18 protein-coding genes and 1 pseudogene are annotated in these 23327 nt (G+C 70.2%); 8 read left to right on the forward strand and 11 right to left on the reverse strand.

Annotated features, from left to right (window positions below; all coding sequences use genetic code 11):
* Positions 1-94 precede the first annotated feature (94 nt).
* From ABIE45_RS01410 to ABIE45_RS01430, 5 genes are all read left to right on the forward strand, one after another.
* Complete coding sequence (locus tag ABIE45_RS01410) at positions 95-877, forward strand: TlyA family RNA methyltransferase (protein WP_192710144.1); 783 nt, start codon at positions 95-97, stop codon at positions 875-877.
* The gene (locus ABIE45_RS01415; protein ID WP_192710145.1) at positions 874-2112 is read left to right on the forward strand and encodes a class I SAM-dependent RNA methyltransferase; all 1239 of its coding nucleotides are present in this window, start codon (positions 874-876) and stop codon (positions 2110-2112) included. Before ABIE45_RS01410 ends, ABIE45_RS01415 begins: the two co-directional genes overlap by 4 nt.
* Before the next feature lie 52 nt (positions 2113-2164).
* On the forward strand, positions 2165-2437 hold the full coding sequence (locus tag ABIE45_RS01420; RefSeq protein ID WP_192710146.1) for a hypothetical protein: 273 nt from the start codon (positions 2165-2167) through the stop codon (positions 2435-2437).
* Between the two features lie 152 nt (positions 2438-2589).
* Positions 2590-3594, forward strand: coding sequence for a magnesium transporter CorA family protein (locus ABIE45_RS01425; protein WP_192710147.1), 1005 nt, complete (start codon positions 2590-2592; stop codon positions 3592-3594).
* Between the two features lie 97 nt (positions 3595-3691).
* A complete protein-coding gene (locus ABIE45_RS01430; protein ID WP_192710148.1) occupies positions 3692-5377 on the forward strand; it encodes a methyl-accepting chemotaxis protein in 1686 nt (561 codons plus the stop codon).
* Between the two features lie 3 nt (positions 5378-5380).
* Here ABIE45_RS01430 and ABIE45_RS01435 read toward each other — a convergent pair whose 3' ends face one another.
* From ABIE45_RS01435 to ABIE45_RS01455, 5 genes are all read right to left on the reverse strand, one after another.
* Positions 5381-5701 carry a multidrug efflux SMR transporter gene (locus tag ABIE45_RS01435; protein WP_192710149.1) on the reverse strand — a complete coding sequence of 107 codons (321 nt, stop codon included), beginning with the start codon at positions 5699-5701 and terminating at the stop codon, positions 5381-5383.
* Between the two features lie 279 nt (positions 5702-5980).
* Entirely contained in the window at positions 5981-7666 is a 1686-nt protein-coding gene (locus ABIE45_RS01440) for a B12-binding domain-containing radical SAM protein (RefSeq protein ID WP_192710150.1), read from the reverse strand.
* A 255-nt stretch (positions 7667-7921) separates the two neighbouring features.
* Positions 7922-8728 carry an SDR family NAD(P)-dependent oxidoreductase gene (locus ABIE45_RS01445; RefSeq protein WP_192710229.1) on the reverse strand — a complete coding sequence of 269 codons (807 nt, stop codon included), beginning with the start codon at positions 8726-8728 and terminating at the stop codon, positions 7922-7924.
* Between the two features lie 32 nt (positions 8729-8760).
* On the reverse strand, positions 8761-9543 hold the full coding sequence (locus tag ABIE45_RS01450; protein WP_192710151.1) for an enoyl-CoA hydratase-related protein: 783 nt from the start codon (positions 9541-9543) through the stop codon (positions 8761-8763).
* Positions 9544-9555: 12 nt separating this feature from the next.
* Complete coding sequence (locus ABIE45_RS01455) at positions 9556-11295, reverse strand: acyl-CoA dehydrogenase (RefSeq protein ID WP_192710152.1); 1740 nt, start codon at positions 11293-11295, stop codon at positions 9556-9558.
* Positions 11296-11432: 137 nt separating this feature from the next.
* Here ABIE45_RS01455 and ABIE45_RS01460 point away from each other — a divergent pair, with 137 nt between their 5' ends.
* On the forward strand, positions 11433-12431 hold the full coding sequence (locus ABIE45_RS01460) for an L-threonylcarbamoyladenylate synthase (protein ID WP_192710153.1): 999 nt from the start codon (positions 11433-11435) through the stop codon (positions 12429-12431).
* Positions 12432-12568: 137 nt separating this feature from the next.
* On the opposite strand, the gene wrbA is transcribed toward ABIE45_RS01460, so the two are convergent.
* On the reverse strand, positions 12569-13165 hold the full coding sequence (gene wrbA / locus ABIE45_RS01465; protein WP_192710154.1) for an NAD(P)H:quinone oxidoreductase: 597 nt from the start codon (positions 13163-13165) through the stop codon (positions 12569-12571).
* 138 nt (positions 13166-13303) lie between these two features.
* Here wrbA and ABIE45_RS01470 point away from each other — a divergent pair, with 138 nt between their 5' ends.
* Positions 13304-14176: a LysR family transcriptional regulator gene (locus ABIE45_RS01470; RefSeq protein WP_192710230.1), complete on the forward strand. Its 873-nt coding sequence runs from the start codon at positions 13304-13306 to the stop codon at positions 14174-14176.
* 6 nt (positions 14177-14182) lie between these two features.
* Here the strand turns inward: ABIE45_RS01470 and greA are convergent, their stop codons facing one another.
* The gene (gene greA, locus ABIE45_RS01475; protein WP_192710155.1) at positions 14183-14656 is read right to left on the reverse strand and encodes a transcription elongation factor GreA; all 474 of its coding nucleotides are present in this window, start codon (positions 14654-14656) and stop codon (positions 14183-14185) included.
* 203 nt (positions 14657-14859) lie between these two features.
* On the opposite strand from greA, the gene ABIE45_RS01480 reads away from it, so the two are divergent.
* On the forward strand, positions 14860-15669 hold the full coding sequence (locus ABIE45_RS01480) for a class I SAM-dependent methyltransferase (protein ID WP_192710156.1): 810 nt from the start codon (positions 14860-14862) through the stop codon (positions 15667-15669).
* Between the two features lie 12 nt (positions 15670-15681).
* Here the strand turns inward: ABIE45_RS01480 and ABIE45_RS01485 are convergent, their stop codons facing one another.
* The 4 genes and pseudogenes from ABIE45_RS01485 to rpoC form a co-directional block, all read right to left on the reverse strand.
* Positions 15682-16668: an MDR family oxidoreductase gene (locus tag ABIE45_RS01485; RefSeq protein ID WP_192710157.1), complete on the reverse strand. Its 987-nt coding sequence runs from the start codon at positions 16666-16668 to the stop codon at positions 15682-15684.
* 87 nt (positions 16669-16755) lie between these two features.
* Positions 16756-17349, reverse strand: a complete 594-nt coding sequence (locus ABIE45_RS01490) for a hypothetical protein (RefSeq protein ID WP_192710158.1) — start codon at positions 17347-17349, stop codon at positions 16756-16758.
* Between the two features lie 217 nt (positions 17350-17566).
* On the reverse strand, positions 17567-18664 hold the full coding sequence (locus tag ABIE45_RS01495; protein ID WP_192710231.1) for a cell wall hydrolase: 1098 nt from the start codon (positions 18662-18664) through the stop codon (positions 17567-17569).
* A 413-nt stretch (positions 18665-19077) separates the two neighbouring features.
* Positions 19078-23290: pseudogene (gene rpoC / locus ABIE45_RS01500) on the reverse strand (DNA-directed RNA polymerase subunit beta').
* Positions 23291-23327 lie beyond the last annotated feature (37 nt).

The following is a 23327-nucleotide window of genomic DNA, read 5'->3' on the forward strand; positions in this document are numbered from 1 at the left end:
TACGGCTCGGTCTAGTTAGGGAGCGCGTCGCCCTTCGACAGGGCCGCGCCGCCGAACCTCTACCGCAGCCTGACCGGAACCGCACGAAGCTCTGATGAACCGCGACCGGACCATACCGGATCCCGCCACAGCCGCGGCGGCCGATCGGCCCAGGCAGCGCGCCGACCTGTTCCTCGTGGAACACGGCCATTTCGAGAGCCGGGCGCGGGCGCAGGCGGCGATCCGGGCCGGGCTCGTGCGGGTCGACGGGCGGCCGCTCACCCGCGCCTCGGACCCGATCACCCCGGGCGCCCGGATCGAGGCGACGCCGGCGCATCCCTACGCGTCCCGGGGCGGCCTCAAGCTCGCCGCGGCCCTGGCGGCGTTCCGGCTCGATCCGGACGGCCGCACCTGCCTGGACGTCGGAGCCTCCACGGGCGGCTTCACCGACGTGCTGCTCGCCGGCGGCGCGTCCCATGTCTACGCGGTGGATGTGGGACGCGGCCAGCTCCATGCGCGCTTGGCGGCGGATCCGCGGGTGACGAACCTGGAAGGCACCGACATCCGCACCCTCGCTCCGGCCGCGCTGGCGCCGCCCCCCGATCTCGCGACTGTCGACGTGAGCTTCATCGGCCTGCGTCTGGTGCTGCCGGCGCTGCCGGCGCTGCTCGCGCCGGGCTCGAGCCTCGTCGCGCTGATCAAGCCGCAATTCGAGGCCGGCCGCGCGCGGGTCGGGCGCGGCGGCCTCGTGCGCGATCCGGCGGTCCACGCGGAGGTCTGCGCGGCGGTGCGGGACGCGCTGCAGGCGCTCGGCGCCACGATCCTCGGCCTGATTGACTCGCCCGTCCCGGGCGGCGACGGCAATGCCGAATTCCTGATCGGCGCGCGATTCCCATGAGTGAGACGGTCACGATTCGGGACCTTGGCGCCCGGGGCGACGGGGTCGCAGAGGACGGGGTCCTTGTCCCCTACACACTGCCGGGCGAGCGCGCGACGATCTGCCGGGAGGGTCGGCGGGCCGAGCTTCTGGGCATCGCGCAGGCCTCCGCCGACCGGGTCGAGCCGTTCTGCCCCTACTTCATGCGCTGCGGCGGCTGCCGGACCCAGCACCTCGCCCGGCCGGCCGAACTGGCCTGGAAGCGCGGTCTCATCGCACAGGCCCTGTCCCAGGCCGGCCTCGACGTGGCGCCCGATCCGGCCATCGACGCGCACGGCGCCGGGCGGCGTCGGATCACGCTCCATGTCCGGGAGATCGACGGCCGGGCCGAGGCCGGGCTGATGGCGGCCCGCAGCCACGCGCTGGTGCCGATCGACCATTGCCCGATCACCGTGCCGGCGCTGCATCCCGCGCCCGAAGTGGCGCGCCGCCTCGCGGTGCCCCTCGGCCATGGCCGCAAGCCCCTCGACGTGGCCGTCAGCGCCACCGACCAGGGCCTCGACGTCGACCTGCGCGGGCACGGGCCGGTGAGCGCCGGCGTCGGCGCCGCCCTGGTGCGGATCGCCGGCGAGCTCGGCTTGGCCCGGGTCTCCCTTCACGGCGAGCGGCTGATGGAGGCCGAGCCGGTCTCGGTCACCGATGGCCAGACCCGTCTCTACCCGGCCCCCGGCGGCTTCCTGCAGGCGACCGCCGCCGGGCAGGCCGCGCTCACGGATCTCACGCTGGCGGCGCTGGGACCGCGCACGAAGCGCGCCGCGGACCTGTTCGCGGGGTGCGGACCATTGACCCTCGCGATGGCCCGGACCGCCGCGATCCACGCCGTGGAAGCCGATGCCGCCGCCCTCGCGGGCCTCGACCGGTCGGCCCGCGCGGCGACGGGCCTGCGCGCGATCACGCGCGAGCGGCGCGACCTCTTCCGCCGGCCGCTGCTCCCGACCGAGCTCGACGCCTTCGACGCGGTGGTGTTCGACCCGCCCCGGGCCGGCGCGGAGGCCCAAGCCCGCCAGCTCGCCGCGTCGCGCGTGCCCCTGGTCGTCGGCATCGCCTGCGATGCCGGGACCTTCGCCCGGGATGCGGCGACGCTCGTCGCGGGCGGCTACCGGCTGGAGCGGGTCACGCCGGTGGACCAGTTCCGCCATTCGGGCCACGTCGAGATGGTCGGCGTGTTTCGCCGCCCGGCCGCCCGGCGGCGCTGAAACCACGCAACCGGCGGCGAAGTTTCACGTTCTCCCGAAGATTGGAGGTCCCATGGCTCGCGGCTTACTTCGCCCGCTCGCGCTGGCTGCGCTGAGCCTCGCCTGCGCCGCGCCGCTGGCGGCACAGACCGTCGCGCCCGACCAAACCGGGACCGGCGGCGGACCGGCCTCGACCATCACGGCGCCGAACACCAACAGCCTCGGCGTGACCAAGCCGCCGGGCACGTCGCTCGGCCCTGGCGAGATTCCGTCGCGCAGGGAGCAGCGGCGCGAGCGGGCGCTGACCGACAAGATCGACGACAGCATTTGCGACGGCTGCAACTGAGGCCGCGCCGCCCCTGCGAGGCGGACGGCGATGTCACGGAAGCGTCAGAAAACACCGCCACATCCGCCGCACAGCTTGCGTCGGGACTCGGCGTGCCGGATGCGGGCTGAGCCAGCGTCGCTCCGTGACCGTTCCGCATCCGAGACCCGTTCGTGATCTTCATCCACCAGCCTGCCGTCGGCGCCGGAGCCACGCTGCTCGAGCGCCGGATCATCGACCTTCAGGACACGATCCCCGAAGACACCATCTGGCTCGACCTGATCCGACCGAGCCGCGAGGAGGAGCTGAAGGTGGAGGCCTTCGCGGGGATCGAGGTGCCCACCCGCGAGGAGATGAAGGACATCGAGCCCTCCGAGCTGCTCTACGTCGAGGACGGCGCCCGCTACATGACCGGGCGCGTGCTCTCGAAGGTGAGCGACGCCGAGGAGCCGGGGCTCGCCGGCATCACCTTCATCCTGCGCGGCAACCGGCTCGTGACCGTGCGCCACGAGGAGCCGCAGGCCTTCCGCATGTACACGCAGCGCGCCGGACGCTCGATGGGCAACGGCAGCGCCTCCGCGGCCTCCGGCGAGGCGATTCTCGCGGGCCTGATCGAGGCGGTGATCGACCGGGCCGCCGACGTGCTCCAGCTTCAGGGCGAGCGCATCGACCGCCTGTCCGGCAAGATCTTCGAGGTGCAGGAGGACCCCTCCGCCCGCAACACCGCCCTGCAGGACACGTTGCGGGCGCTGGGTCGGCATGGTGACCTGATCTCGAAGCAGCGCGAGAGCCTCGTCTCCATGGAGCGGATCCTGCTCTCGCTGTCGGCGACCTATCGGACCAACAAGGCCCCGCGTGATCTGCGGGAGGATGTCCGTTCGACCCTGCGGGATCTTCAATCCCTGGAGGAGCACGCGACCTTCCTGTCCACGAAAATTCAATTCTTGCTCGATGCGACCCTCGGCCTCGTCAACCTAGAGCAGAACAACATCATCAAGCTGTTCTCGGTCATGGCCGTGGTCTTCATGCCCCCGACGCTGATCGCGTCGATCTACGGCATGAACTTTAAATCCATACCGGAACTAGATCTCTCGTTCGGATACCCGATGGCGTTGATCATGATGGTGGTCGCTGCCGTATTTCCATACGTTTTCTTTCGCTGGAAGAAGTGGCTGTAGCCCCAAATGCTGGTCCAGAGCCGATAAAATATTAAGACCTCTGTGGAAGCATGTCGGAGCCTGTAGGCGCGGCTCGGCCGCGAGGACGGAACCTCCCATGCGACTCTCTCTCAAGACGGTCCTCGCCGGTGCGATCGGCCTCCTCGCCCTTGCCGCCGTCGGCCAGGGGATCGCCAGCGTCGTGACCCTGTCGGAGATCGAGCGGAACGCCAACGCGGTCTCCCAGCAGGCCCTGCCCGCGCAGAACCAGGCCGAGGCCATCGGGACGGCCGTGCGGGAGGCGCGGCTGCGCCTCTACCGGCTCGCGGTCGCCTCCCCCGACCCGGCGGCCCTGGACAAGAATCAGACCGCGCTCACCGACACCCTGGCCGAACTCTCCGGCCTGCGGCAGGCCTATCAGGACCGCCTGAGCAGCCCGCGGGATCGTGAGATCTACGAGCGCTTCACGACAGCCTGGAACGCCTACCAGAACATCCAGCTCCAAGTGGTCGAGCTGATGATCGCGGGCGATCAACCCGGGGCCCTCGGGCTGGTGCTGGACCCTGCGACGGCGACGCAGAACGATGCGGCGGTGGCGAGCCTGACGGAATCGATCGCCTCGGCCCGGGCGTTGACGGAAGCCAACGTCGCCGAGACCGTGGAGGCGGCGACGCGCGCCAAGCTCATCGCGATGGCCGCCACCGTGGTGGGCCTCGCGGTCGCGGCGGCCGCGATGCTGTTCGCCCTGTTTGGGATCGCGCGCCCGATCGAGCGCATGACCGGTGCGATGGGCCGGCTCGCCCAGGGCGACGAGACCGTACCGGTCCCCCACACGGGGCGCGGCGACGAGATCGGCGCGATGGCGGCGGCCGTGCAGGTGTTCAAGGACAACCTGATCCACACCCGCGCCCTGGAGCGCGAGACCGCCGTGGCGCGGGAAGGCGCCGAGGCGCAGCGCCGGCGCGCCGTCCACGCCATGGCCGAGTCCTTCGAGGCGGCGGTCGGCGGCGTGCTGGCGCGGGTTTCGGACGCTGCCCTCGGCCTGCGGGCGGAGGCTGAGGCCATGACCAGCACCGCCACCCACACCGCCGAGCGCTCGGCGACCGTGGCGGGTGCGGCGCAGGAGGCCGCCATGCATGTCGGCACGGTCGCGGCGGCCGCGGAGGAGCTCGGGGCCTCGGTCCTTGAGATCGGCCGGCAGGTGGACGGCTCGGCCGAGCTTGCCCGGGGCGCGGTGGTGCAGGCGGGCGAGACGGCCGGCCTCGTGCAGGAGCTGAGCTCCGCCGCGGGCCGGATCGGCGACGTCGTGCGCCTCATCACCGACATTGCCGGCCAGACCAACCTGCTGGCCCTCAACGCCACGATCGAGGCCGCCCGGGCGGGCGAGGCGGGCCGCGGCTTCGCGGTGGTCGCCAGCGAGGTGAAGCAGCTCGCGGCCCAGACCGCCCGCGCCACGGAGGAGATCGCCGGTCAGGTCGGCCGCATCCAGGGCGCGACGGGCCAGACCGTGGGCGCGATCGACGACATCGCGACGCGCATCCGCGAGATCGACAGCGTGGCGACTTCGATCGCGGCGGCCGTGGAGCAGCAGGGCGCAGCGACCCGGGAGATCGCCCGCAACGTCGCCGAAGCCGCATCCGGGACCGGTGCCGTCACCGGCACGATCGACGAGGTCGCGCGGGCGGCCGACGACACGGGCTCCGCCGCGACGCGGATGCTCGCCTCGGCGGCGAGCCTCTCGGAGCAATCCGCCGAGCTGCGCCGGGAGATCGACGCGTTCCTGCAGACGGTGCGCGCCGCCTGAGGCTCAGCCCGGGCTCGACAGCTTCATCAGGACGAGCCCGGAGCCGATCAGGCCGGCCGCGAGGATCCGGCTGGCGCTCGCCTGCTCGCCGAGGGCGGCGATGCCGACCAGGAACGCGCCGACCGCGCCGATGCCGGTCCAGATCATGTAGGCGGTTCCGAGGGGCAGCGTGCGCATGGCCAGCGCCAGGAAGCCGACGCTGCCGGCCATCGACACGGCCATGATCCCGGTCGGCCAGAAGCGCGTGAAGCCGTCGGACTGCTTCATCGCGAAGGCCCAGACGACCTCCAGCACGCCCGCGGTGACGAGATAGATCCAGGCCATGCGGCCCTCCTGAAAGGGCCGGGCCGTCCCGGACTTGTACCCCGCCTGCGGGGGGAGGACGTGGCCTCGCGGGGGCTCAGCTAAGGTCGATCGGCCAAGCCTGCAAGCGCGGTGGCATCAGATCCGACGCACCTCCCTCATCCTGAGGTGCCGCGTCAGCGGCCTCGAAGAAGGGCTCCAGGGATCGCGGCGGCCTCTAGAGGCCTCCTTCGAGGCCTCCGCTGCGCTCCGGCACCTCAGGGTGAGGGCGCGGAAGGGAGGATACGCAGCGACGACCCGTCAGGCCACCGCCGCGAGGTGCTTGACCTCGGCCTTGGCCACCACCTTGCCGACCGGCGGCGCCTTGCAGGTCTCCGCCTCGGGCGCCAGGACCGGCGGCTGCACCCAGCGGCCGGCATCGAGGTCGGCAATCCGACCGTTGATCTCGCGGATGACGTAGCGCGAGAACGGGTAGACGTGCAGGTAGATCACCATGTTGGTGACCACCGCCTCCAGGGCGGCCGGGTTGCGGCGGGCGGTCTCCAGGAACACGCTCCAGAAGTGCTTGGCGAGTTCCGGACGCCGCACGGTCATCCGCCAGCACACGCGCAGCAGCGAATAGAGATCGTGGGCGATGTGGCGCCAGTTGAGCTTCTGCGCGGCGAATTTAGGCCGCTTCACCTGCCGCGCGACCACGCGCACGCGGTCGAAGAAGTTCGGCGGGTCGTAGATCTCCTGGAGGACATCGCGGTAATCGGCCAGCACGTCGCGCTGCGGGCGCAGGGTCACGAAGTTGATGCCCTGCGTGCACTGGTCGCCCTGGTCGGCCGTGGTCGCCGCGTAGTTCTCGTAGAGGCGGCCCTCCTTGCGCAGGCGGCGCGAGAGCTGCGTGTTCGGCAGCGCGAACAGCAGGCCGACCATGGCGATCGGAATGCCGGTCTGGCTGATGCACAGCGACATCGCCGTGCTGATGCTGTCCTTCTCGGTGTCGAAGCCGACGATGAAGCCGGCCGTGACGAACATGCCGTGCTCGTAGAGCTTGTGCACGCTGTCGGCGATCGAGCGCTTGGTGTTCTGCTTCTTCTGCGTCTGGATCAGCGTCGCCTCGTCGGGCGTCTCGATCCCGGTGAACAGGGCGAAGAAGTTCGCGTCCCGCATCATCCCGAGCAGTTCGTCGTCGTCCGCGAGGTTGAGCGAGGCCTCGGTGGAGAACTTGAACGGGTAGCCGTGTTCCTCCTGCCACTTGATCAGGTGGGGCAGGAACAGCTTGATCGCCTTCTTGTTGCCGATCAGGTTGTCGTCGACGAAGTCGACATGGCCGCGATAGCCGAGGCCGTAGAGCCGGTCGAGCTCGGCCAGCATCTGCGGCGTGGTCTTGGTCCGCGGGGCGCGGCCGTAGAGCTCGATGATGTCGCAGAACTCGCAGGTGAACGGGCAGCCGCGGGAAAACTGGACGCCGATATAGAGGTAGTGGCTGAAGGTCAGCAGGTCGAAGCGCGGGATCGGGCTCTTGGTGACGTCGGCCTTGAACTTCTCGGCCGTGAGCCGGCCGCGGCGCTCGCCCGCCTCCCAGGCGGCCACGAACTTGTCGAGGATGCCCTCGGCCTCGCCCAGCACCAGGAAATCCGCCTTGTCGTAGACTTCCGGCGTCGAGGTCGGCGCGGGGCCGCCGACGCAGACCGGGGTTCCGAGCGCCACGCAGCGGTCGATGACCACGAGGCAATCCGGCTCCTGGGGCAGCATGCCGCCGGTCATCACGAGGTCGGCCGCCTGGATCTGCGCGTCCGTCAGCTCCTCGCAGTTGCGGTTGACGAGCGTCACCTGCCAGGCCGGCGGCAGCATCGCGGCGAGCGTGATCAGGCCCAGAGGCGGCGCGGGCGCGCGGGCGCCCTGCAGCTCCATGGCCTCTTTGAAGTTCCACATCGAGTTTTCGTAGAACTTCGGGAACACCATCAGCACGCGCGGCGCCGTGTTCGCTTCCGACATGCCAGTTTCCTCGTTCATACGCGCGGCCCAACTCCGATCAGAGATCGATGCGGACGCAGGATCGACCCCTGACCTGCGGGCGAATTAAGGCCGTTTTTCGCTCCCGCAGCAATCGGAGCGCCGATTGCGCCAAGACGCCCGCCCGGACGCCGCAAAGCAACCCTGCCGAGCCCCGCCGCCGGGTCGGCGATCCGATTACCCGGACGCTGCGCCCTTTGCGCGACACATCGCGGCTTCGGCAAGATCCGGGAGCCGTCAGGGCGCGATCCGGAACCGCTCCGGCTGCGCGCCGTCCGCATCGGTGAAGCCGTAGATTCGGGCAAGGTCGCCGGCATGCAGCACCGTGCCGGCCCGGGCCGCGATGTCCGGGTCGGCCGCCAGAGCGGCGAGCGCCCGGCCCGCATAGAGCGGTCCTTCTGTGGCAAGCCCATCCTGCCCGAGATCGCGCGCCCGCTCGGTGGCGACGAAGCCTGGCGAGAGGCCGAGCGCGGTCACGCCGTGCGGCGCGAGTTCCCGGGCGAAGGCCAGGGCGAGCCGGTTGGTGGCGGCCTTGGCGGAATCGTAGAAGACGTCGCCGAGGTAATCCTCGGTCCCGAAGGAGACCAGCGCGATCAGCCCGGAACGCGCCGCCACCATGGCGGGCGCGACCGCACGCGCGAGCAGCAGCGCCGGCAGCGGACCGGCTTCCAGGAAGCCGAGATAGGGCTCAGCCGAGCGGCGCCAGAACGGCGTGCCCCAGTCGGCGCCATCCGGGTAGCGCTCGCCGTCGTAGCCCTCGTTCCCGCCCCAGACGCTGCAGGCCGCGACGTCGATCCGGCCGAAGCGGCGCAGCACCCAGTGGACCAGGGTGTCGGTGGCGCGCTCGGAGCGGTGATCGCAGATGTAATGATGCCCGCGGCCGCCGGCGGCATCGACCATCCGGGCCGTGTCCTCGATCGATTCGGGCCGCATCTCGGTCCGTGCGCCGGTCTCGCTGGACCGGGCGGTGACGATCACGGTGGCCCCCGCCTCTCCGAGAGCCCGGGCGAGGCCCCGGCCGACGCCCCGCGAGGCACCCGCCACGAGACAGATCTTCTGGGAGAGGTCCGGCGCGCTCACGCCGAGGACGCGGGCTTCGACCGCGACAGGAAGGCGGCGAGCCGCTCCTGGGATTCGGGCGAGCGCAACTGCGCGTCGAAGGCCTTGGCTTCCGCCTCCAGGGCGGCCTCGACCTGCGCCTGGTCGCCCCGGATCAGGGCACGGGAGGCCGCCAGCGCCCCGCGCGGCAGGGCGGCGAGGCGCGTGGCCTGCGCGATCGCCTGCTCGACCAGCATGTCGGCCGGCAGCACCGCGTTGACGAGGCCGAGCGCCTGCGCCTCGTCCGCGTCGAGGGGACGGGACAGAAGCAGCAGCTCGGTGGCCCGGAGCCGTCCGACCCGCAGGGGCAGCAGGTAGCTCGAGGCCGCCTCCGGCACGAGGCCGAGTTCCACGAACGGCATGCGCAGCCGCGCCGCTGGGCTCGCGTAGACCAGGTCGCAGTGCAGGCAGAGCGTCGCGCCGATCCCCACCGCGATCCCATCGACCGCCGCCACCATCGGGGTGCGGGTGCGGGCGAGCTGGCGGATGAAGGCCAGGGCCGGCGAGGCAGTGAACCCGTCCCCGGCCTTGTCCCCGGAAGACTGCTCCATAAAGTCGGCGAGGTCGTTGCCGGCGCTGAACATGCCGGGCTGCCCGGCGAAGACCACGGCACCGACTTGGTCCGAGACGTCGGCCTCGGCCAGCGCCTCCCGCATGGCGTCGTACATCGCGCCGGTCAGCGCGTTCTTCTTCTCCGGACGGTTCAGGGTGATCAGGCGGACGCCGCCCTGGAGATCGTCGATCGCGACGGTATCGGCCATGATCCGCTCCCCTCAAACCGCCAGCGCCAGCGCGGCATCGTCCGTGAAGGCGCTGCCCGCCACGACACTCTGCTCCAGGCCCTCGGCCGCGGTCAGCAGGTTCTCGGCATAGAAGCGCGCGAGGGCGATGCGGCCGGCATGGGCCGGATCGGTCTCGCCGGCCTTCAGGGCGGCGCTGGCGGCGAGCGCGCTCCGGGCGAGGCAGGCGCCGCCGAGAACCAGGCCGAACAGGCGCAGATACGGCGTCGCGCCGGCGAGCGCCGTCTCCGGACGGTTGGAGCTCAGCGCCGCGAGCTGGTGGCTCGTCGCCCGGTCGAGGCTGCCGATCCCGTTCCGCAGCCGCGCCGCCATCTGGCCGAAGGCGGGATCGCCGACCTTGAGCAGCCCCTCCGCCGCCTTGCGCATCCAGGCGATCTGCGACCGGGCCGTGGCGCCGCCGTTGAGCGGCAGCTTGCGGGCGGTGAGGTCGATGGCCTGGATGCCGTTGGTGCCCTCGTAGATGCCGAGGATGCGGGCATCCCGCATGAGCTGCGCCGCCCCGGTCTCCTCCACGAAGCCCATGCCGCCGTGGACCTGTACGCCGAGCGAGGTGACCTCGTTGGCGAGATCCGTCGCGAACGCCTTCGCCACCGGCGTCAGCAGGGAGGCGCGGTCCAGAGCGGGCTGCCCCTCCGGCCCCTTGGACGCGTCGAGGGCAGCCGCGGTGAGGTAGCAGATCGCGCGGGCGGCGGCCGTGGAGGCCTTCATGGTGAGCAGCATCCGCTGCACGTCCGGATGCGCGGCGATCGGGCTCGTCGCCTCGGCGCCGCCGATCGCCCGTCCCTGCCGGCGCTCCTGCGCGTAGGCGAGCGCCCGCTGCGTCGCGGCCTCGGCCACGCCGACGCCCTGCAGGCCGACATTGAGCCGGGCCGCGTTCATCATCGTGAACATGCAGGCCAGCCCCTTGTTCTCCTGCCCGATCAGCCAGCCGGTGGCGCCGCCATCGTCGCCGAACGCCATGGAGCAGGTCGGCGAGGCGTGGATGCCGAGCTTGTGCTCGATGCCGGAGCAGCGCAGGTCGTTGCGGGTGCCATCCGGCAGCACCTTCGGCACGAGGAACAGCGAGATGCCCCGCGTGCCCGCCGGCGCGTCCGGCAGCCGGGCCAGCACGAGGTGGACGATGTTCTCGGCGAGGTCGTGCTCGCCGTACGTGATGTAGATCTTGTTGCCGGTGATCCGGTACGTGCCGTCGCCTACCGGGACGGCCCGGGTCCGCAGCAGCGCGAGGTCGGAGCCCGCCTGCGGCTCGGTGAGGTTCATGGTGGCGGGCCACTCGCCCGAGACGAGCTTCTCGAGATAGCGCGCCTTCAGGTCCTCCGAGCCGTGGGCCGCCAGCGCCTCGATGCCGCCCTGGGTCAGGAGCGGGCAGAGCCCGAAGGCGAGGTTGGCGCCGTTCCACATCTCCGTGCAGGCGGCCTCGATCAGCTTCGGCAGGCCCTGCCCGCCGTGGTCGGCCTCCGCCGAGAGCCCGTTCCAGCCGCCCTCCGTGAAGGTGCGGTACGCCTCCCGCCAGCCGGGCGGGGTGGTGACGCGCCCGTCCGCGAACGGGGTGCCGTGCCGGTCGCCGACCCGGTTCAGCGGCGCGATCACCCCAGCGGCGATCCGCCCGGCCTCGGTCAGGATCGCCTCGGCATCGTCGGGGTCGACCGCGTCGAGCCCGACCACGTGCCGGAGGGTGAACAGCATCTCGGGGACCGGGGCGCGGTAACTCATACGATCCTCCCTTGGCGCGGCCCGCCCGTTCGTTGCCCCCGGGGCGGGTTTGACCGCGCCCGCGAACCGGGGCTACGGCGGCCCGAGAATAGGCGCACGCGCCGCGCGCCGCCATCATCTTGGGAACGGCTTTTCGCATGAACGATCCCGGGTCAACGGTCCCGGCCGCGACCCGGCGGCTCGGCCCGGACGCGTCCGGCCTCGCCGAGGCCGCCGCGCTCCTGCGGGCTGGCGGCCTCGTGGCCTTCCCCACCGAGACCGTCTACGGGCTCGGGGCGGACGCCACCGACGCCGATGCAGTGACGCGGATCTTCGCCGCCAAGGACCGGCCGCGCTTCAACCCGCTGATCTCCCACCTGCCGGAGGCGGAAGCCGCCTTCGCGGAAGGTGACTTCGACGCGCACGCGCGCCGCCTCGCGGAGGCCTTCTGGCCGGGTCCGCTGACCCTGGTGGTACCGGCTCACCCGAAGACTCAGATCTCCGATCTCGCCCGCGCCGGCCTGCCGAGCGTCGCCCTGCGGGTTCCGGCCCATCCGCTTGCCCAGGCCCTGCTGGCCGGCGTCGGCCGCCCGGTCGCGGCGCCCTCGGCGAACCGGTCCGGACGGGTCAGCCCGACCCGGGCGGACCACGTCCTTTCGGATCTCGCGGGCCGGATCGGCGCCGTACTCGACGGCGGCGACACGCAGGTCGGTGTCGAATCGACCGTGGTGGCGTGTCTCGGCGGGACGCCGCGGCTACTGCGGCCCGGCGGGATTACCCGCGCGGCGCTGCGCGACGTCCTCGGTCTTGAACCGGCCGTGCCCGAATCGGCGGATGCCGACCGCCCTGCCGGCCCCGGCATGCTCGCCTCGCACTACGCGCCCCGCGCGCGGGTCCGCCTGAACGCAGCACAGATCGAGCCGGACGAGGCGGTGCTGCTGTTCGGATCGGCACGCCCGGCGGGTCACGAGCGGGCACGCGCCGCGCTCAACCTCAGTCCGTCGGGTGATCTCGCCCAGGCGGCGGCGCGGCTGTTCGGCGCCTTGCGCGATCTCGACGCAAGCGGCGCCGACACGATAGCGGTGGTGCCGATCCCCGCCGAAGGATTGGGCGAGGCTATCGGTGACCGCCTCGCCCGGGCCGCGGCGCCGCGCTGAGAGCAGAGATTTTTTCGGTGGCGACGGAACAGACATCGCCGCCATCCGTTTATTGATCACGAAGGCCTTCTCAGCCCCCAAATGGCCTTTTCCCTTCCAGGCTCGGAGCAATCCGAGCCTTTTTTCTTGGGCTTCTCTCAGGCCAGCTTGGCGGCGATCCCGGCGACGTGGCGGCCCTGGAAGCGGGCGCCCTCCAGTTCCACGGCGCTGGGCTGCCGGGAGCCGTCGCCGTCCGCGATCGTGCTGGCGCCGTAGGGCGTGTTGCCCTTGACGGCCTCGACGCCAGCCTGGCCCTGGAAGCTGTAGGGCAGGCCGACCACCACCATGCCGTGGTGGAACAGCACCGTGTGGAAGCTCGTCAGGGTGGTCTCCTGGCCGCCGTGCTGCGAGGCGGTCGAGGTGAAGACCGAGCCGACCTTGCCGACCAGCGCGCCCTTCATCCACAGCCCGCCGGTCTGGTCGATGAACTGCTTCATCTGCGAGGCCATGTTGCCGTAGCGGGTCGGCGTGCCGAAGATGATGGCGTCGTAATCGGCCAGCTCGGCCACGGTGGCGACCGGCGCGGCCTGATCGAGCTTGAAGTGGTTCTGCTGGGCGACCTCCTCGGGCACGAGCTCGGGCACCCGCTTCACCACGACCTCGGCCCCGGTCTCGCGCGCACCCTCGGCGACGGCGTAGGCCATCTGCTCCACGTGCCCGTAGGTCGAGTAGTACAGCACCAGAACCTTGGCCATGCGGTGGTCTCCCATCCTGTGTCTCGAACAGCCCGGCGAATCGTTCGCCGGTGCGGTGCCCCTCCATGGCGCGTTTCACGCTTTGCAAAAATGCCCTGCGGCGCAAGAGTGGTCTTGCACCGACGCAAGGGTCAGAACGTGTCGCTGGATTGGGATGAATTTCGGTTTGTGAAGTCCGTGGCGGATCACGGCGGCCTGACGGCGGCGGCCGCGCAGCTCGGGATCAACCACTCGACGGCGTTCAGGCGGCTCGCGGCGGTGGAGGCGAAGCTTGACGCGCGGCTGTTCGAGCGCCTGCGCACCGGCTACGTCCCGACTCCGGCGGGTCAAGCGATGATCGCGGCGGCCGCCCGGATTGAGACCGACGTCACGCAGTTCGCCCGCGCGATGGCGGGCCGCGGCGAGACGCCGTCGGGGGAGCTGCGCGTGACCGCGCCCGCCGGCTTCGCAGCCGATCTGCTCATGCCGGTCCTGGCCGATTTCAGCGCACGCTACCCGGAGATCCGGATCGACCTGCTCCTCACCGAGGAGGCGCTCAACCTGTCGCGCCGGGACGCCGATGTGGCGATCCGGGTAAGCCGGGAGCCGAGCGAGACCCTGGTCGGGCGTCGCCTGGCCGCCACGGCCTGGGGGCTCTACGGCCGGGCCGACCGGGAGTATGGCGACCTGTCGCGGGAGGCCTGGGTCTGCCCGGGTCCCGGGGTGGCAAACGGCTCGTTCATGCGGTTCGTCGCTGCCCGCGCTCCGGCCGATCGGATCCGGCTGCAGCTCAACACGGTGACGGGTCTCGACGCGGCGGTCTCGGCCGGCCTCGGGATCGGTCCGCTGCCCTGCTTCGTGGCCGACGCCAACCCGGCCCTGCGCCGCCTGTCCGGCCCCTATCCGGAACTGGGGGCCGATCTCTGGGTGCTGACGCATCCCGACCTGCGCCACGCGGCGCGGGTCCGGGTTTTCATGGAGCATTTCGCCGAAGCGATGCTTCCCCTGCGGGCGCGTTTCGAGGGCCGGTGATCCGGCTCAGCGGATCTCGACGACCTCGACCTCGTGGCCGTTCACCTCGACCACGTCGCCGACGGCCTTGCCGGTGATCGCCCGGGCGAGCGGCGCCACGTAGGAGATCGACCCCTTGTGCGGGTCGGCCTCGTCCTCGCCGACGATCCGGAAGGTCTGCCGGCTCTCCTTGCCGGAATCGTCCTCGCGTACGACCGTGACGGTGGCGCCAAAATGGACGGTGTCGCCGCCAATGGGCTCGACGAGCTGTGCGGTGTTTTTGCGCGCCGCCCAGTAGCGCAGGTCGCGCCCAATCCGGGAATCCTCAGCCTTGTCGGCGGGGTCCAGGGAGGCGACTTCCTTCTCTAGGCGCGCGACCTCGGCCTCGATCTGCGCGAGGCCTTCCGGGGTGACGAAGTTGGTATGGGGCGAGATCGGCCGATCCGGCAGATTCTCGAACGCTTCCCCGCCCTCGGGCTCTTTGACAAATGCGACGCTCATAAAAACGGTAACCTGTCAGGTACAGCAAAGGTTCCAACCAAGCCGCGAACCCTGCCGTCCCACGCCTGCCGTCAGCTCCGGCCATAGGTCCACGGAGCGAGCGAGAAACGATCTTCCCGGCCATCGGACAAGCCTCTGCGTCTCGCCTGGCAGGGTCCGGGGTCGGAGCCGTACGATAGGCCGGGAATCACCCGGAGCAGCCGATGTCCTCCCCCTCCCCGGCCGACGCCATCGCGGCCAACCGCCGAGCCTGGGACGCCTCCGCCCCGCTTCATCGCGACGCCCCGTCCTGGGAGCGCCTGAAGCAGCAATTCGCGCGCGATCCCGGCTTTTCCTGGTTCGACCCGCCTATGGAGGCGGCCCTGCGGGCGATCGGCCTCGGTGAGCGCGCAGTCGCCCATCTCTGCTGCAACAACGGTCGGGAGACGGTGTCGCTCATGAACCTGGGCGCCTGGGAGGCCGTCGGCTTCGACCAGTCGGACGCCTTCCTGGATCAGGCCCGGGAATTGGCGGCGGTCGCAGGGCGCGCCTGCACGTTCGTGGCGGGGGACGTGCACGCGATCGAGTCCCGGTACGACGGCGCCTTCGACCTTGTGGTGATCACGATCGGCGTGCTCGGCTGGATGCCGGATCTCGCCCGGTTCATGGGCGTGCCGGCGCGCCTGCTGCGCGCGGGCGGGCGGATCCTCATCCACGAGGAACACCCCGTGGTGAACATGTTCGAGCCGCGGGCGGAGCCGCCGCTCCTCGTGAGGCACTCGTATTTCCGCGCGACACCCTTCGTCGGCGAGGACGCGATCGTCTACGGGGACGGCCCGGCGCCGCGGGTCGGTCCCCATTACTGGTTCGCCCATCCCCTGGGCCGCGTGGTCGAGGCCCTGATCGGCTCGGGTCTCGCGATCGAGGGGCTCTGCGAGTTCCCGGACAACATCAGCGCGGCGGCCTGCGAGTCTCTCGCGGCCGGCCGGATGCTGCCGATGAGCTATCTGCTGCAGGCCCGGAAGGAGCCGTGAGGCCCGCCTCCTCTACGCCACCTCGACCACGATCCGCCCCCGGACCTTGCCGGCCAGGATCTCCGCGCCGAGCCGGCCGACCTCCTCCAGCCCGACCTTGCTGGTCATGGTGGCGAGCTTGCCGAGGTCGAGCTCCCGGGCGAGCCGCGCCCAGGCCTCGCGGCGCTTCGGCTGCGGGGTGGTGACGCTGTTGATGCCGAGCAGCGAGACGCCGCGCAGGATGAACGGCGCCACGGAGGTCGGCAGGTCCATGCCCTGCGCCAGCCCGCAGGCGGCGACCGCTCCGTCGGCCTTGGTCATGGCGAGCACGTTGGCGAGCGTCGTGGAGCCGACCGCGTCGACTCCCGCCGCCCAGCGCTCCTTGCCGAGCGGCTTGCCGGGCTTCGACAGCTCCGCCCGGTCGAGGATCTCGGCAGCCCCGAGCCCCTTCAGGTAATCGGATTCGCCGTCGCGGCCCGTGGAGGCGATCACGTGCCAGCCGGCCCGGGCGAGCAGCGCCACCGCCACCGAGCCGACGCCGCCCGAGGCGCCGGTGACGATGACCGGGCCGTGCTCCGGCTTCACGCCGTGGGCGTCGAGCGCCATGCAGCACAGCATTGCGGTGTAGCCGGCGGTGCCGACCGCCATGGCCTGCTCCGGCGTCAAGCCCTGCGGCAGCGGCACCAGCCAGTCGCCCTTGACCCGGGCGCGCTGCGCGTAGGCGCCAAGATGGGTCTCGCCGACGCCCCAGCCGGTGAGCACGACGGCGTCGCCCGGCTTGTACGCGGGATGATCCGAGGTCTCGACGATCCCCGAGAAGTCGATGCCGGGGATCATCGGGAAGCGGCGCACCACCGGCGACGTGCCGGTGAGCGCGAGGCCATCCTTGTAGTTCAGGGTGGAGTGCGTCACCCGCACGGTGACGTCGCCGTCCATCAGGTCGGCATCGTCGAAATCCCGGAAGGCGAGGCTCTGGCCGCCCTCGTTCTTCTCGACCACCCAGGCCTTGAACGTCCCCATCGTCACCTCCCGTGTTGCGCGGTGAGGTGTGGCCGGGCCGTCCGGAATCAAGGCGGCCCGGACACGTCGCCCGGGCCGCGCCTGCGATCAGTAGCCTTCGTAGCGGCTGCCGTAGGAGAATCCGAGGCCGACGCCGATATCCGACGAGCTGGCACCGGTGATGCCGACCGCATCGGGGATCGAGCCGACCAGCGGACCACCCGCATAGGCAGCAGGGGCGTAACCGCCGCCGTAGCCGCCGCCGGCCGGCACCCAGCCGGAGCGGGCCGGCGCCACGAGCACCCGGCGGCTCACGCTGGCGTATTCCGGCGGGATCGTCTCGGGGATCGACTGGGCCGGACGCACCAGCACGGTCCGGGTGCGCACCGCGAAGCGCGGCGGCGTGGTCACCCAGCAGCCGACCAGCTCACCGCCGGGACCGCGGCTGGTCTGCCAGAAGCGGCCGCCCGGCGAGACCATGACGCGCTCGGACACGGTGTCGTAGACCGGCGGCGTGGTCCGGTAGACCGTGCGCGGCGGACGCACCAGCACGTTCTCCTGCACGGTGTCGTAGACCGGCGGCGTGACCACGTGGCGGTAGCATTCGGAACTGTAGCAGCCGCCCGCCTGGGCGGGTGCGGCGAGGAGCAGGCCGCCGAGAGCGGCGGCAAGAAGAGTGGTGCGAGCGACCGACGCGGTCATGGACGTCCTCTGGTACGCGATACTGGCGAGAAGCGACGCGGAAGCGACGCCCGTCTCGACGTACTAGAGGCCCGACTCGTTGCCTTGCGCGCAAGCATTATCCGAATCGAAGGTAAAATTAACCCTCGGTTTCGACTGCTTAGACGTCGCCTACTTAGGTAGGATTCTCTCTATTAACGACAGTCTTTCTTATGAAGTCCGGAACAGGGCCGGCTCCTCAAGTCTGCCCGGCCCGAAGCTGGTAGAAGATGTGACGGCCGATCACGTCCATCTTGCGCAGGCGGCGCGCCCAGCCGGGCCGCACGTAGTCGGCGTGGTAGTGGGTCGCGGCGCCGACCTCGGCGAGGTAGGTCCGGCCCTCGATCACCGAGCGGGCGATGCGGGTGGCCGATTCCCAGGCGCCGGCATCGGTGATGCGCAGGGACTTGCCCTCGCAAGCGAAGGAGAACTGGCAGCCCATGTAGTGGTGCCGGTTCTGGTAGACGACGCCGCAGACGCTCGCCGGGTAAAGACCGCTCTTCACCCGGTTCAGCACCACCTGGGCGACGGCGGCCTGCCCCGCCTCCGGCTCGCTCCGGGCCTCGAAATAGACGGCTTCCGACAGGCAGCGCTGCTCCTTGTCGAGGGAATCCGGGTCGATCAGGTCGGCGTAGCGGCGCCGCGCGTCCTCCGGGACCGGCTGGACGCTGTCGGGACGCTCAGTGCGGATCGCGAAATCGGGCAGGGCCAGGCTCGCCGCGGCGACCTCGACGGGGATCGCGTCCGCAGGCGCCGGCGTGGTCGACGACAGGGCGACCGCGCGGGGCACCGGCGGGGTCGAGCCGTCGAAGCGCTCGGGATCGCCGTCCTCGGTCAGGTCGGCCGAGCCCTCGCCCGTGGAGGCGGCGCTGCCAGCGCCCGTGGTCAGGCCGAGATCCGGCACGGGGATGAAGGTGGCTTCCGGCTCGGATTCCGGGTCCCAGATTGCGGAGCCCTGGGTGAGCACGCCGCTGACGCTGCCGGTGACGTCGCCGAACACCAGGGCGGCGCCCGTCTCCCGCAGGCCTGCGGCCCGGCGGGCAAAGCTCTCGGCCGGCGGCCGGGCCGGATTGCCCTTGCCCCCCCGCTGCACCACCGGGAAGACATGCGCGCCGGTCTTGAACACGGCCTGGGGCGGCTCGTCGGAGAGGCGCCGCAGGGCGGAGCCGATCAGGACGGTGCCGGGCGGCAGCGGCGGGACGGTGCCGGCGTCGATCACGCCGAGCCGGCTCGACCCGATGGCGTTCTCCGTGCCGGCATCGGCCGTGAACGACACCAGGAGGCCGAGACCGACCATCCAGGGCGTCATCGCCGCCGAGAGCCAGCGCAGGCTCGATTCCCGTCGTCCTCGTCTCGTGCCCACGACGCCAGACCCGCACTCACGCACCCGAACCGGCCCGATCCTCCCCGTTTCCAGGGTGTTTCTGGGGCCGCCCAGAATTTATCGCGCGGCATGGTTGAGGGCCGGTTAAGCCGCTGACATGCGCATTGTCCCGCATTGTGGGGGAACTCTGCCGGGTCCCGCTGTCATCATTCCAGGGTCGCGCAGCGGAGCCCGGGATCCGGAGCCGCCGACGCATCGAGATCCTGCGCCAACAGCGGCTCTGGGTTCCGGGCTCGCCTCCGGCGCCCCGGAAAGACGGCGCGTTCCCAAAACAGAAAAGGGCGGCCCGAAGGCCGCCCTCTCTCGTCTCGGTCCGACCGGTCGCCTTACTCGGCGGCGGCGGGCGGAAGCTCCTCGACCGGCATCGCACCGCTCTCGGTCTGCTTCTGCTGCAGGATCATCGCGTCGCGGCGGCGGGCGATGGAGCGGATATCCGCCACCATCGAGCCGGTGCCCGCCGGGATCAGCGAGCCGACGATCACGTTTTCCTTCAGGCCTTCCAGGGTGTCGACCTTGCCGTTGACCGCCGCCTCGGTGAGGACGCGGGTGGTCTCCTGGAACGAGGCCGCCGAGATGAACGACTTGGTCTGCAGCGACGCCTTGGTGATGCCGAGCAGGACGGGGACGCCCTGGATCGGCTTCTTGCCCTCGGCGAGCAGCTTCTCGTTGAAGTCGGTCAGCTCCGTGCGATCGATCTGGTCGCCCGAGAGGATGTCCGAGTCGCCGCCGTCGGTCACTTCGACCTTCTGCAGCATCTGACGGACGATCACCTCGATGTGCTTGTCGTTGATCGACACGCCCTGCAGCCGGTAGACCTCCTGGATCTCGTTGACGAGGTAGGCCGCGAGTTCCTCCACGCCCTTGATCGCCAGGATGTCGTGCGGGGCCGGGTTTCCGTCGACGATGTAATCGCCGAGTTCGACCACGTCGCCGTCCTGCAGGTGGATGTGCTTGCCCTTCGGGATCAGGTACTCGACCGCCTCCGAGCCGTCATGCGGCGTCAGCGTGAGCCGACGCTTGTTCTTGTAGTCGCGGCCGAACGCGATGGTGCCCGACTTCTCGGCGATGATCGCCGCGTCCTTCGGGCGCCGGGCCTCGAACAGCTCCGCCACCCGCGGCAGACCGCCGGTGATGTCGCGGGTCTTGGCCGAGTCGGTCGAGACGCGGGCGAGGATGTCGCCGGCCTTGACCGTCGCGCCCGGGTCGAAGCCGATGATGGCGTCGACCGGCAGGAAATAGCGGGCGTCCGAGCCGCGGGGCAGCTTGAGCGCCTTGCCGTCCCGGTCGACCACGACCATCGCCGGCTTCAGGTCCGAGGTCCGGGCCGAGCCGCGCCAGTCGACGACAACGCGCTTGGCGATGCCGGTCGACTCGTCGGTGGTCTCGGTCATGGACTGGCCATCGACCAGATCCTCGTAGGCCACGAGGCCGTCCACCTCGGTGAGGATCGGACGGGTGTAGGGATCCCACTCGGCGATCCGCTGCCCGCGCTTGATCTTGTCACCCTCGTCGACCCGGAGCTTGGCGCCGTATTGCAGGCGGTGGACCGCCCGCTCGACCCCGTCCGACCCGACGATGACGACCGCCACGTTGCGGCCTGTGGCGATCAGATCCCCGTCCGTGTTCTTGGCCACGGCGCGGTTGCGGATCTTGATCGTGCCCTCGAAGCTCGACTCGATGAACGACGAGTCGGCGATCTGGGCCGCACCACCGATGTGGAAGGTGCGCATCGTGAGCTGCGTGCCCGGCTCACCGATCGACTGCGCCGCGATGACGCCGACGGCCTCGCCCATGTTGACGGGCGTGCCGCGGGCGAGGTCGCGCCCGTAGCAGGTGGCGCAGACGCCGCTCTTGGTGGCGCAGACCAGCACCGAGCGGATCTTCACCTCCTGGATGCCGGCGGCGTTGATCGCCGGCAGGTGCCGCTCCTCGATGGTCTCGCCGGTCTTGACGATCACCGTGCCGTCCGCGGCCACCAGATCCTCGGCCGTGGCGCGGCCCAGGATACGGGTGGCGAGCGTCGCCACAACCTGGCCGGCATCCACGATGGCGCGCATCTTGATGCCGTTGGTCGTGCCGCAATCCACCTCGCGGATCACGGCGTCCTGCGCCACGTCGACGAGGCGGCGGGTCAGGTAGCCGGAGTTGGCGGTCTTCAGGGCGGTGTCGGCCAGGCCCTTACGGGCACCGTGCGTGGAGTTGAAGTACTCCAGAACGTCCAGGCCTTCCTTGAAGTTCGAGATGATCGGGGTCTCGATGATCTCGCCCGACGGCTTGGCCATGAGGCCGCGCATCGCCGCGAGCTGCTTCATCTGGGCAGGCGAGCCACGGGCACCCGAATGGCTCATCATGTAGATCGAGTTGACCTGCTTGTCCGCACCGTGCTCGTCCTTCTGGACGGCCGAAATGCGGCCCATCATCTCGGCGGCCAGCTTGTCCGAGCACTTGGCCCAAGCATCGACCACCTTGTTGTACTTCTCGCCCTGGGTGATCAGGCCGTCGTTGTACTGCTGCTCGTAATCCTTCACGAGCGCGCGGGTCGTGTCGACGATCGACCACTTGTTCTCCGGCACGACCATGTCGTCCTTGCCGAAGGAGATGCCGGCCTTGAACGCGTGGGTGAAGCCCAGCGCCATGATCCGGTCGCAGAAGATCACCGACTCCTTCTGACCGCAGTGGCGGTAGACGGTGTCGATCATCGCCGAGATCTCCTTCTTGGTCATCAGCTTGTTGACGACGTCGAAGGGCACCTTGGCGTGCTTCGGCAGGGCGCCGGACAGGATGACCCGGCCGGGCGTGGTCTCGTAGGTCTTGGTCAGGCGGCTCGCCATCCGGGCCGATGCCGGTCCAGCGCCACTTGATCTTCGAGTGCAGCGACACGGCCTTTGCGGCCAGGGCGTGCTCCAGCTCGCCCATGTCGCCGTAGACACCCTGCATCGGATTCTTGGTGTTGCCCGGCTTGAACTCGCCCGGCGCGCCCTCGGCCACGATCGACAGGTAGTAGAGGCCGAGAACGATGTCCTGCGACGGCACGATGATCGGCTGACCATTGGCCGGGTGCAGGATGTTGTTGGTCGACATCATCAGGACGCGCGCTTCCAGCTGCGCCTCGAGCGACAGCGGGACGTGCACGGCCATCTGGTCGCCGTCGAAGTCGGCGTTGAACGCGGCGCAGACCAGCGGGTGCAGCTGGATCGCCTTGCCCTCGATCAGCTTCGGCTCGAAGGCCTGGATACCGAGGCGGTGGAGCGTCGGCGCGCGGTTCAGCATCACCGGGTGCTCGCGGATCACCTCATCGAGGATGTCCCAGACCTCCGGCTTCTCCTTTTCGACCAATTTCTTAGCCTGCTTCACCGTGGCCGAGAAGCCCTTGGCGTCGAGGCGCGCGTAGATGAACGGCTTGAACAGCTCCAGAGCCATCTTCTTGGGCAGGCCGCACTGGTGCAGCTTCAGCTCCGGACCGACCACGATGACCGAGCGGCCCGAGTAGTCGACGCGCTTGCCGAGCAGGTTCTGGCGGAACCGGCCCTGCTTGCCCTTCAGCATGTCGGCGAGCGACTTCAGCGGGCGCTTGTTGGCACCCGTGATGACGCGGCCGCGGCGGCCGTTGTCGAACAGGGCGTCGACCGCCTCCTGCAGCATCCGCTTCTCGTTGCGGATGATGATGTCGGGCGCGCGCAGCTCGATCAGCCGCTTCAGGCGGTTGTTGCGGTTGATGACACGGCGATACAGGTCGTTCAGGTCGGAGGTCGCGAAGCGGCCGCCATCCAGCGGGACCAGCGGGCGCAGGTCCGGCGGGATCACCGGCACGACCGTGAGGATCATCCATTCCGGCTTGTTGCCGGACATCTGGAAGGCCTCGATGATCTTGAGTCGCTTCAGGAGCTTTTTGGGCTTCAGCTCCGAGGTGGTGACCGCGATCTCCTCGCGCAGATCGTTGGCGATCTTGTCGAGGTCGAGCTCCTGCAGGATGCGCCGGATGGCCTCGGCGCCGATCATGGCGGTGAACGAGTCCTCGCCGTACTCCTCCTGCGCGCGCAGATACTCCTCCTCCGACAGGAGCTGACGCTCCTTCAGGGGGGTGAGACCCGGCTCGATGACGCAGTACGACTCGAAGTACAGGATCCGCTCAAGGTCCTTGAGCGCCATGTCGAGCAGCAGGCCGATGCGGCTCGGAAGCGACTTCAGGAACCAGATGTGGGCGACGGGGGCGGCCAGCTCGATATGGCCCATGCGGTCGCGCCGGACGCGCGCGAGGGTGACTTCGACGCCGCATTTCTCGCAGATGACGCCCTTGTACTTCATGCGCTTGTACTTGCCGCACAAGCACTCGTAGTCCTTGATCGGCCCGAAGATACGCGCGCAGAACAGGCCGTCGCGCTCGGGCTTGAAGGTCCGGTAGTTGATGGTCTCGGGCTTCTTGATCTCGCCGTACGACCAGGAGAGGATCTTCTCCGGGGACGAGATCGAGATCTTGATCTGGTCGAAGCTGACCGGCGTGGCCTGCTGGTTGAAAAGGTTCATGACCTCTTGGTTCATGATCCGCTCCTTGTTGACGCCGGCAGCCCCGCGCCGG

Origin of the sequence: Methylobacterium sp. OAE515 (genome assembly GCF_041806315.1) — a bacterium.
Taxonomy (GTDB): domain Bacteria; phylum Pseudomonadota; class Alphaproteobacteria; order Rhizobiales; family Beijerinckiaceae; genus Methylobacterium; species Methylobacterium tardum.

Coding starts and splice junctions, on each gene's coding strand:
- ABIE45_RS01460 (WP_192710153.1), top strand. CDS start 11,433: ATGAACGATCCCGGGTCAACGGTCCCGGCCGCGACCCGGCGGCTCGGC.
- ABIE45_RS01485 (WP_192710157.1), bottom strand. CDS start 16,668: ATGGGGACGTTCAAGGCCTGGGTGGTCGAGAAGAACGAGGGCGGCCAG.
- ABIE45_RS01480 (WP_192710156.1), top strand. CDS start 14,860: ATGTCCTCCCCCTCCCCGGCCGACGCCATCGCGGCCAACCGCCGAGCC.
- greA (WP_192710155.1), bottom strand. CDS start 14,656: ATGAGCGTCGCATTTGTCAAAGAGCCCGAGGGCGGGGAAGCGTTCGAG.
- ABIE45_RS01495 (WP_192710231.1), bottom strand. CDS start 18,664: ATGGTCGGTCTCGGCCTCCTGGTGTCGTTCACGGCCGATGCCGGCACG.
- ABIE45_RS01490 (WP_192710158.1), bottom strand. CDS start 17,349: ATGACCGCGTCGGTCGCTCGCACCACTCTTCTTGCCGCCGCTCTCGGC.
- ABIE45_RS01420 (WP_192710146.1), top strand. CDS start 2,165: ATGGCTCGCGGCTTACTTCGCCCGCTCGCGCTGGCTGCGCTGAGCCTC.
- ABIE45_RS01410 (WP_192710144.1), top strand. CDS start 95: ATGAACCGCGACCGGACCATACCGGATCCCGCCACAGCCGCGGCGGCC.
- ABIE45_RS01415 (WP_192710145.1), top strand. CDS start 874: ATGAGTGAGACGGTCACGATTCGGGACCTTGGCGCCCGGGGCGACGGG.
- ABIE45_RS01455 (WP_192710152.1), bottom strand. CDS start 11,295: ATGAGTTACCGCGCCCCGGTCCCCGAGATGCTGTTCACCCTCCGGCAC.
- ABIE45_RS01435 (WP_192710149.1), bottom strand. CDS start 5,701: ATGGCCTGGATCTATCTCGTCACCGCGGGCGTGCTGGAGGTCGTCTGG.
- wrbA (WP_192710154.1), bottom strand. CDS start 13,165: ATGGCCAAGGTTCTGGTGCTGTACTACTCGACCTACGGGCACGTGGAG.
- ABIE45_RS01430 (WP_192710148.1), top strand. CDS start 3,692: ATGCGACTCTCTCTCAAGACGGTCCTCGCCGGTGCGATCGGCCTCCTC.
- ABIE45_RS01440 (WP_192710150.1), bottom strand. CDS start 7,666: ATGTCGGAAGCGAACACGGCGCCGCGCGTGCTGATGGTGTTCCCGAAG.
- ABIE45_RS01450 (WP_192710151.1), bottom strand. CDS start 9,543: ATGGCCGATACCGTCGCGATCGACGATCTCCAGGGCGGCGTCCGCCTG.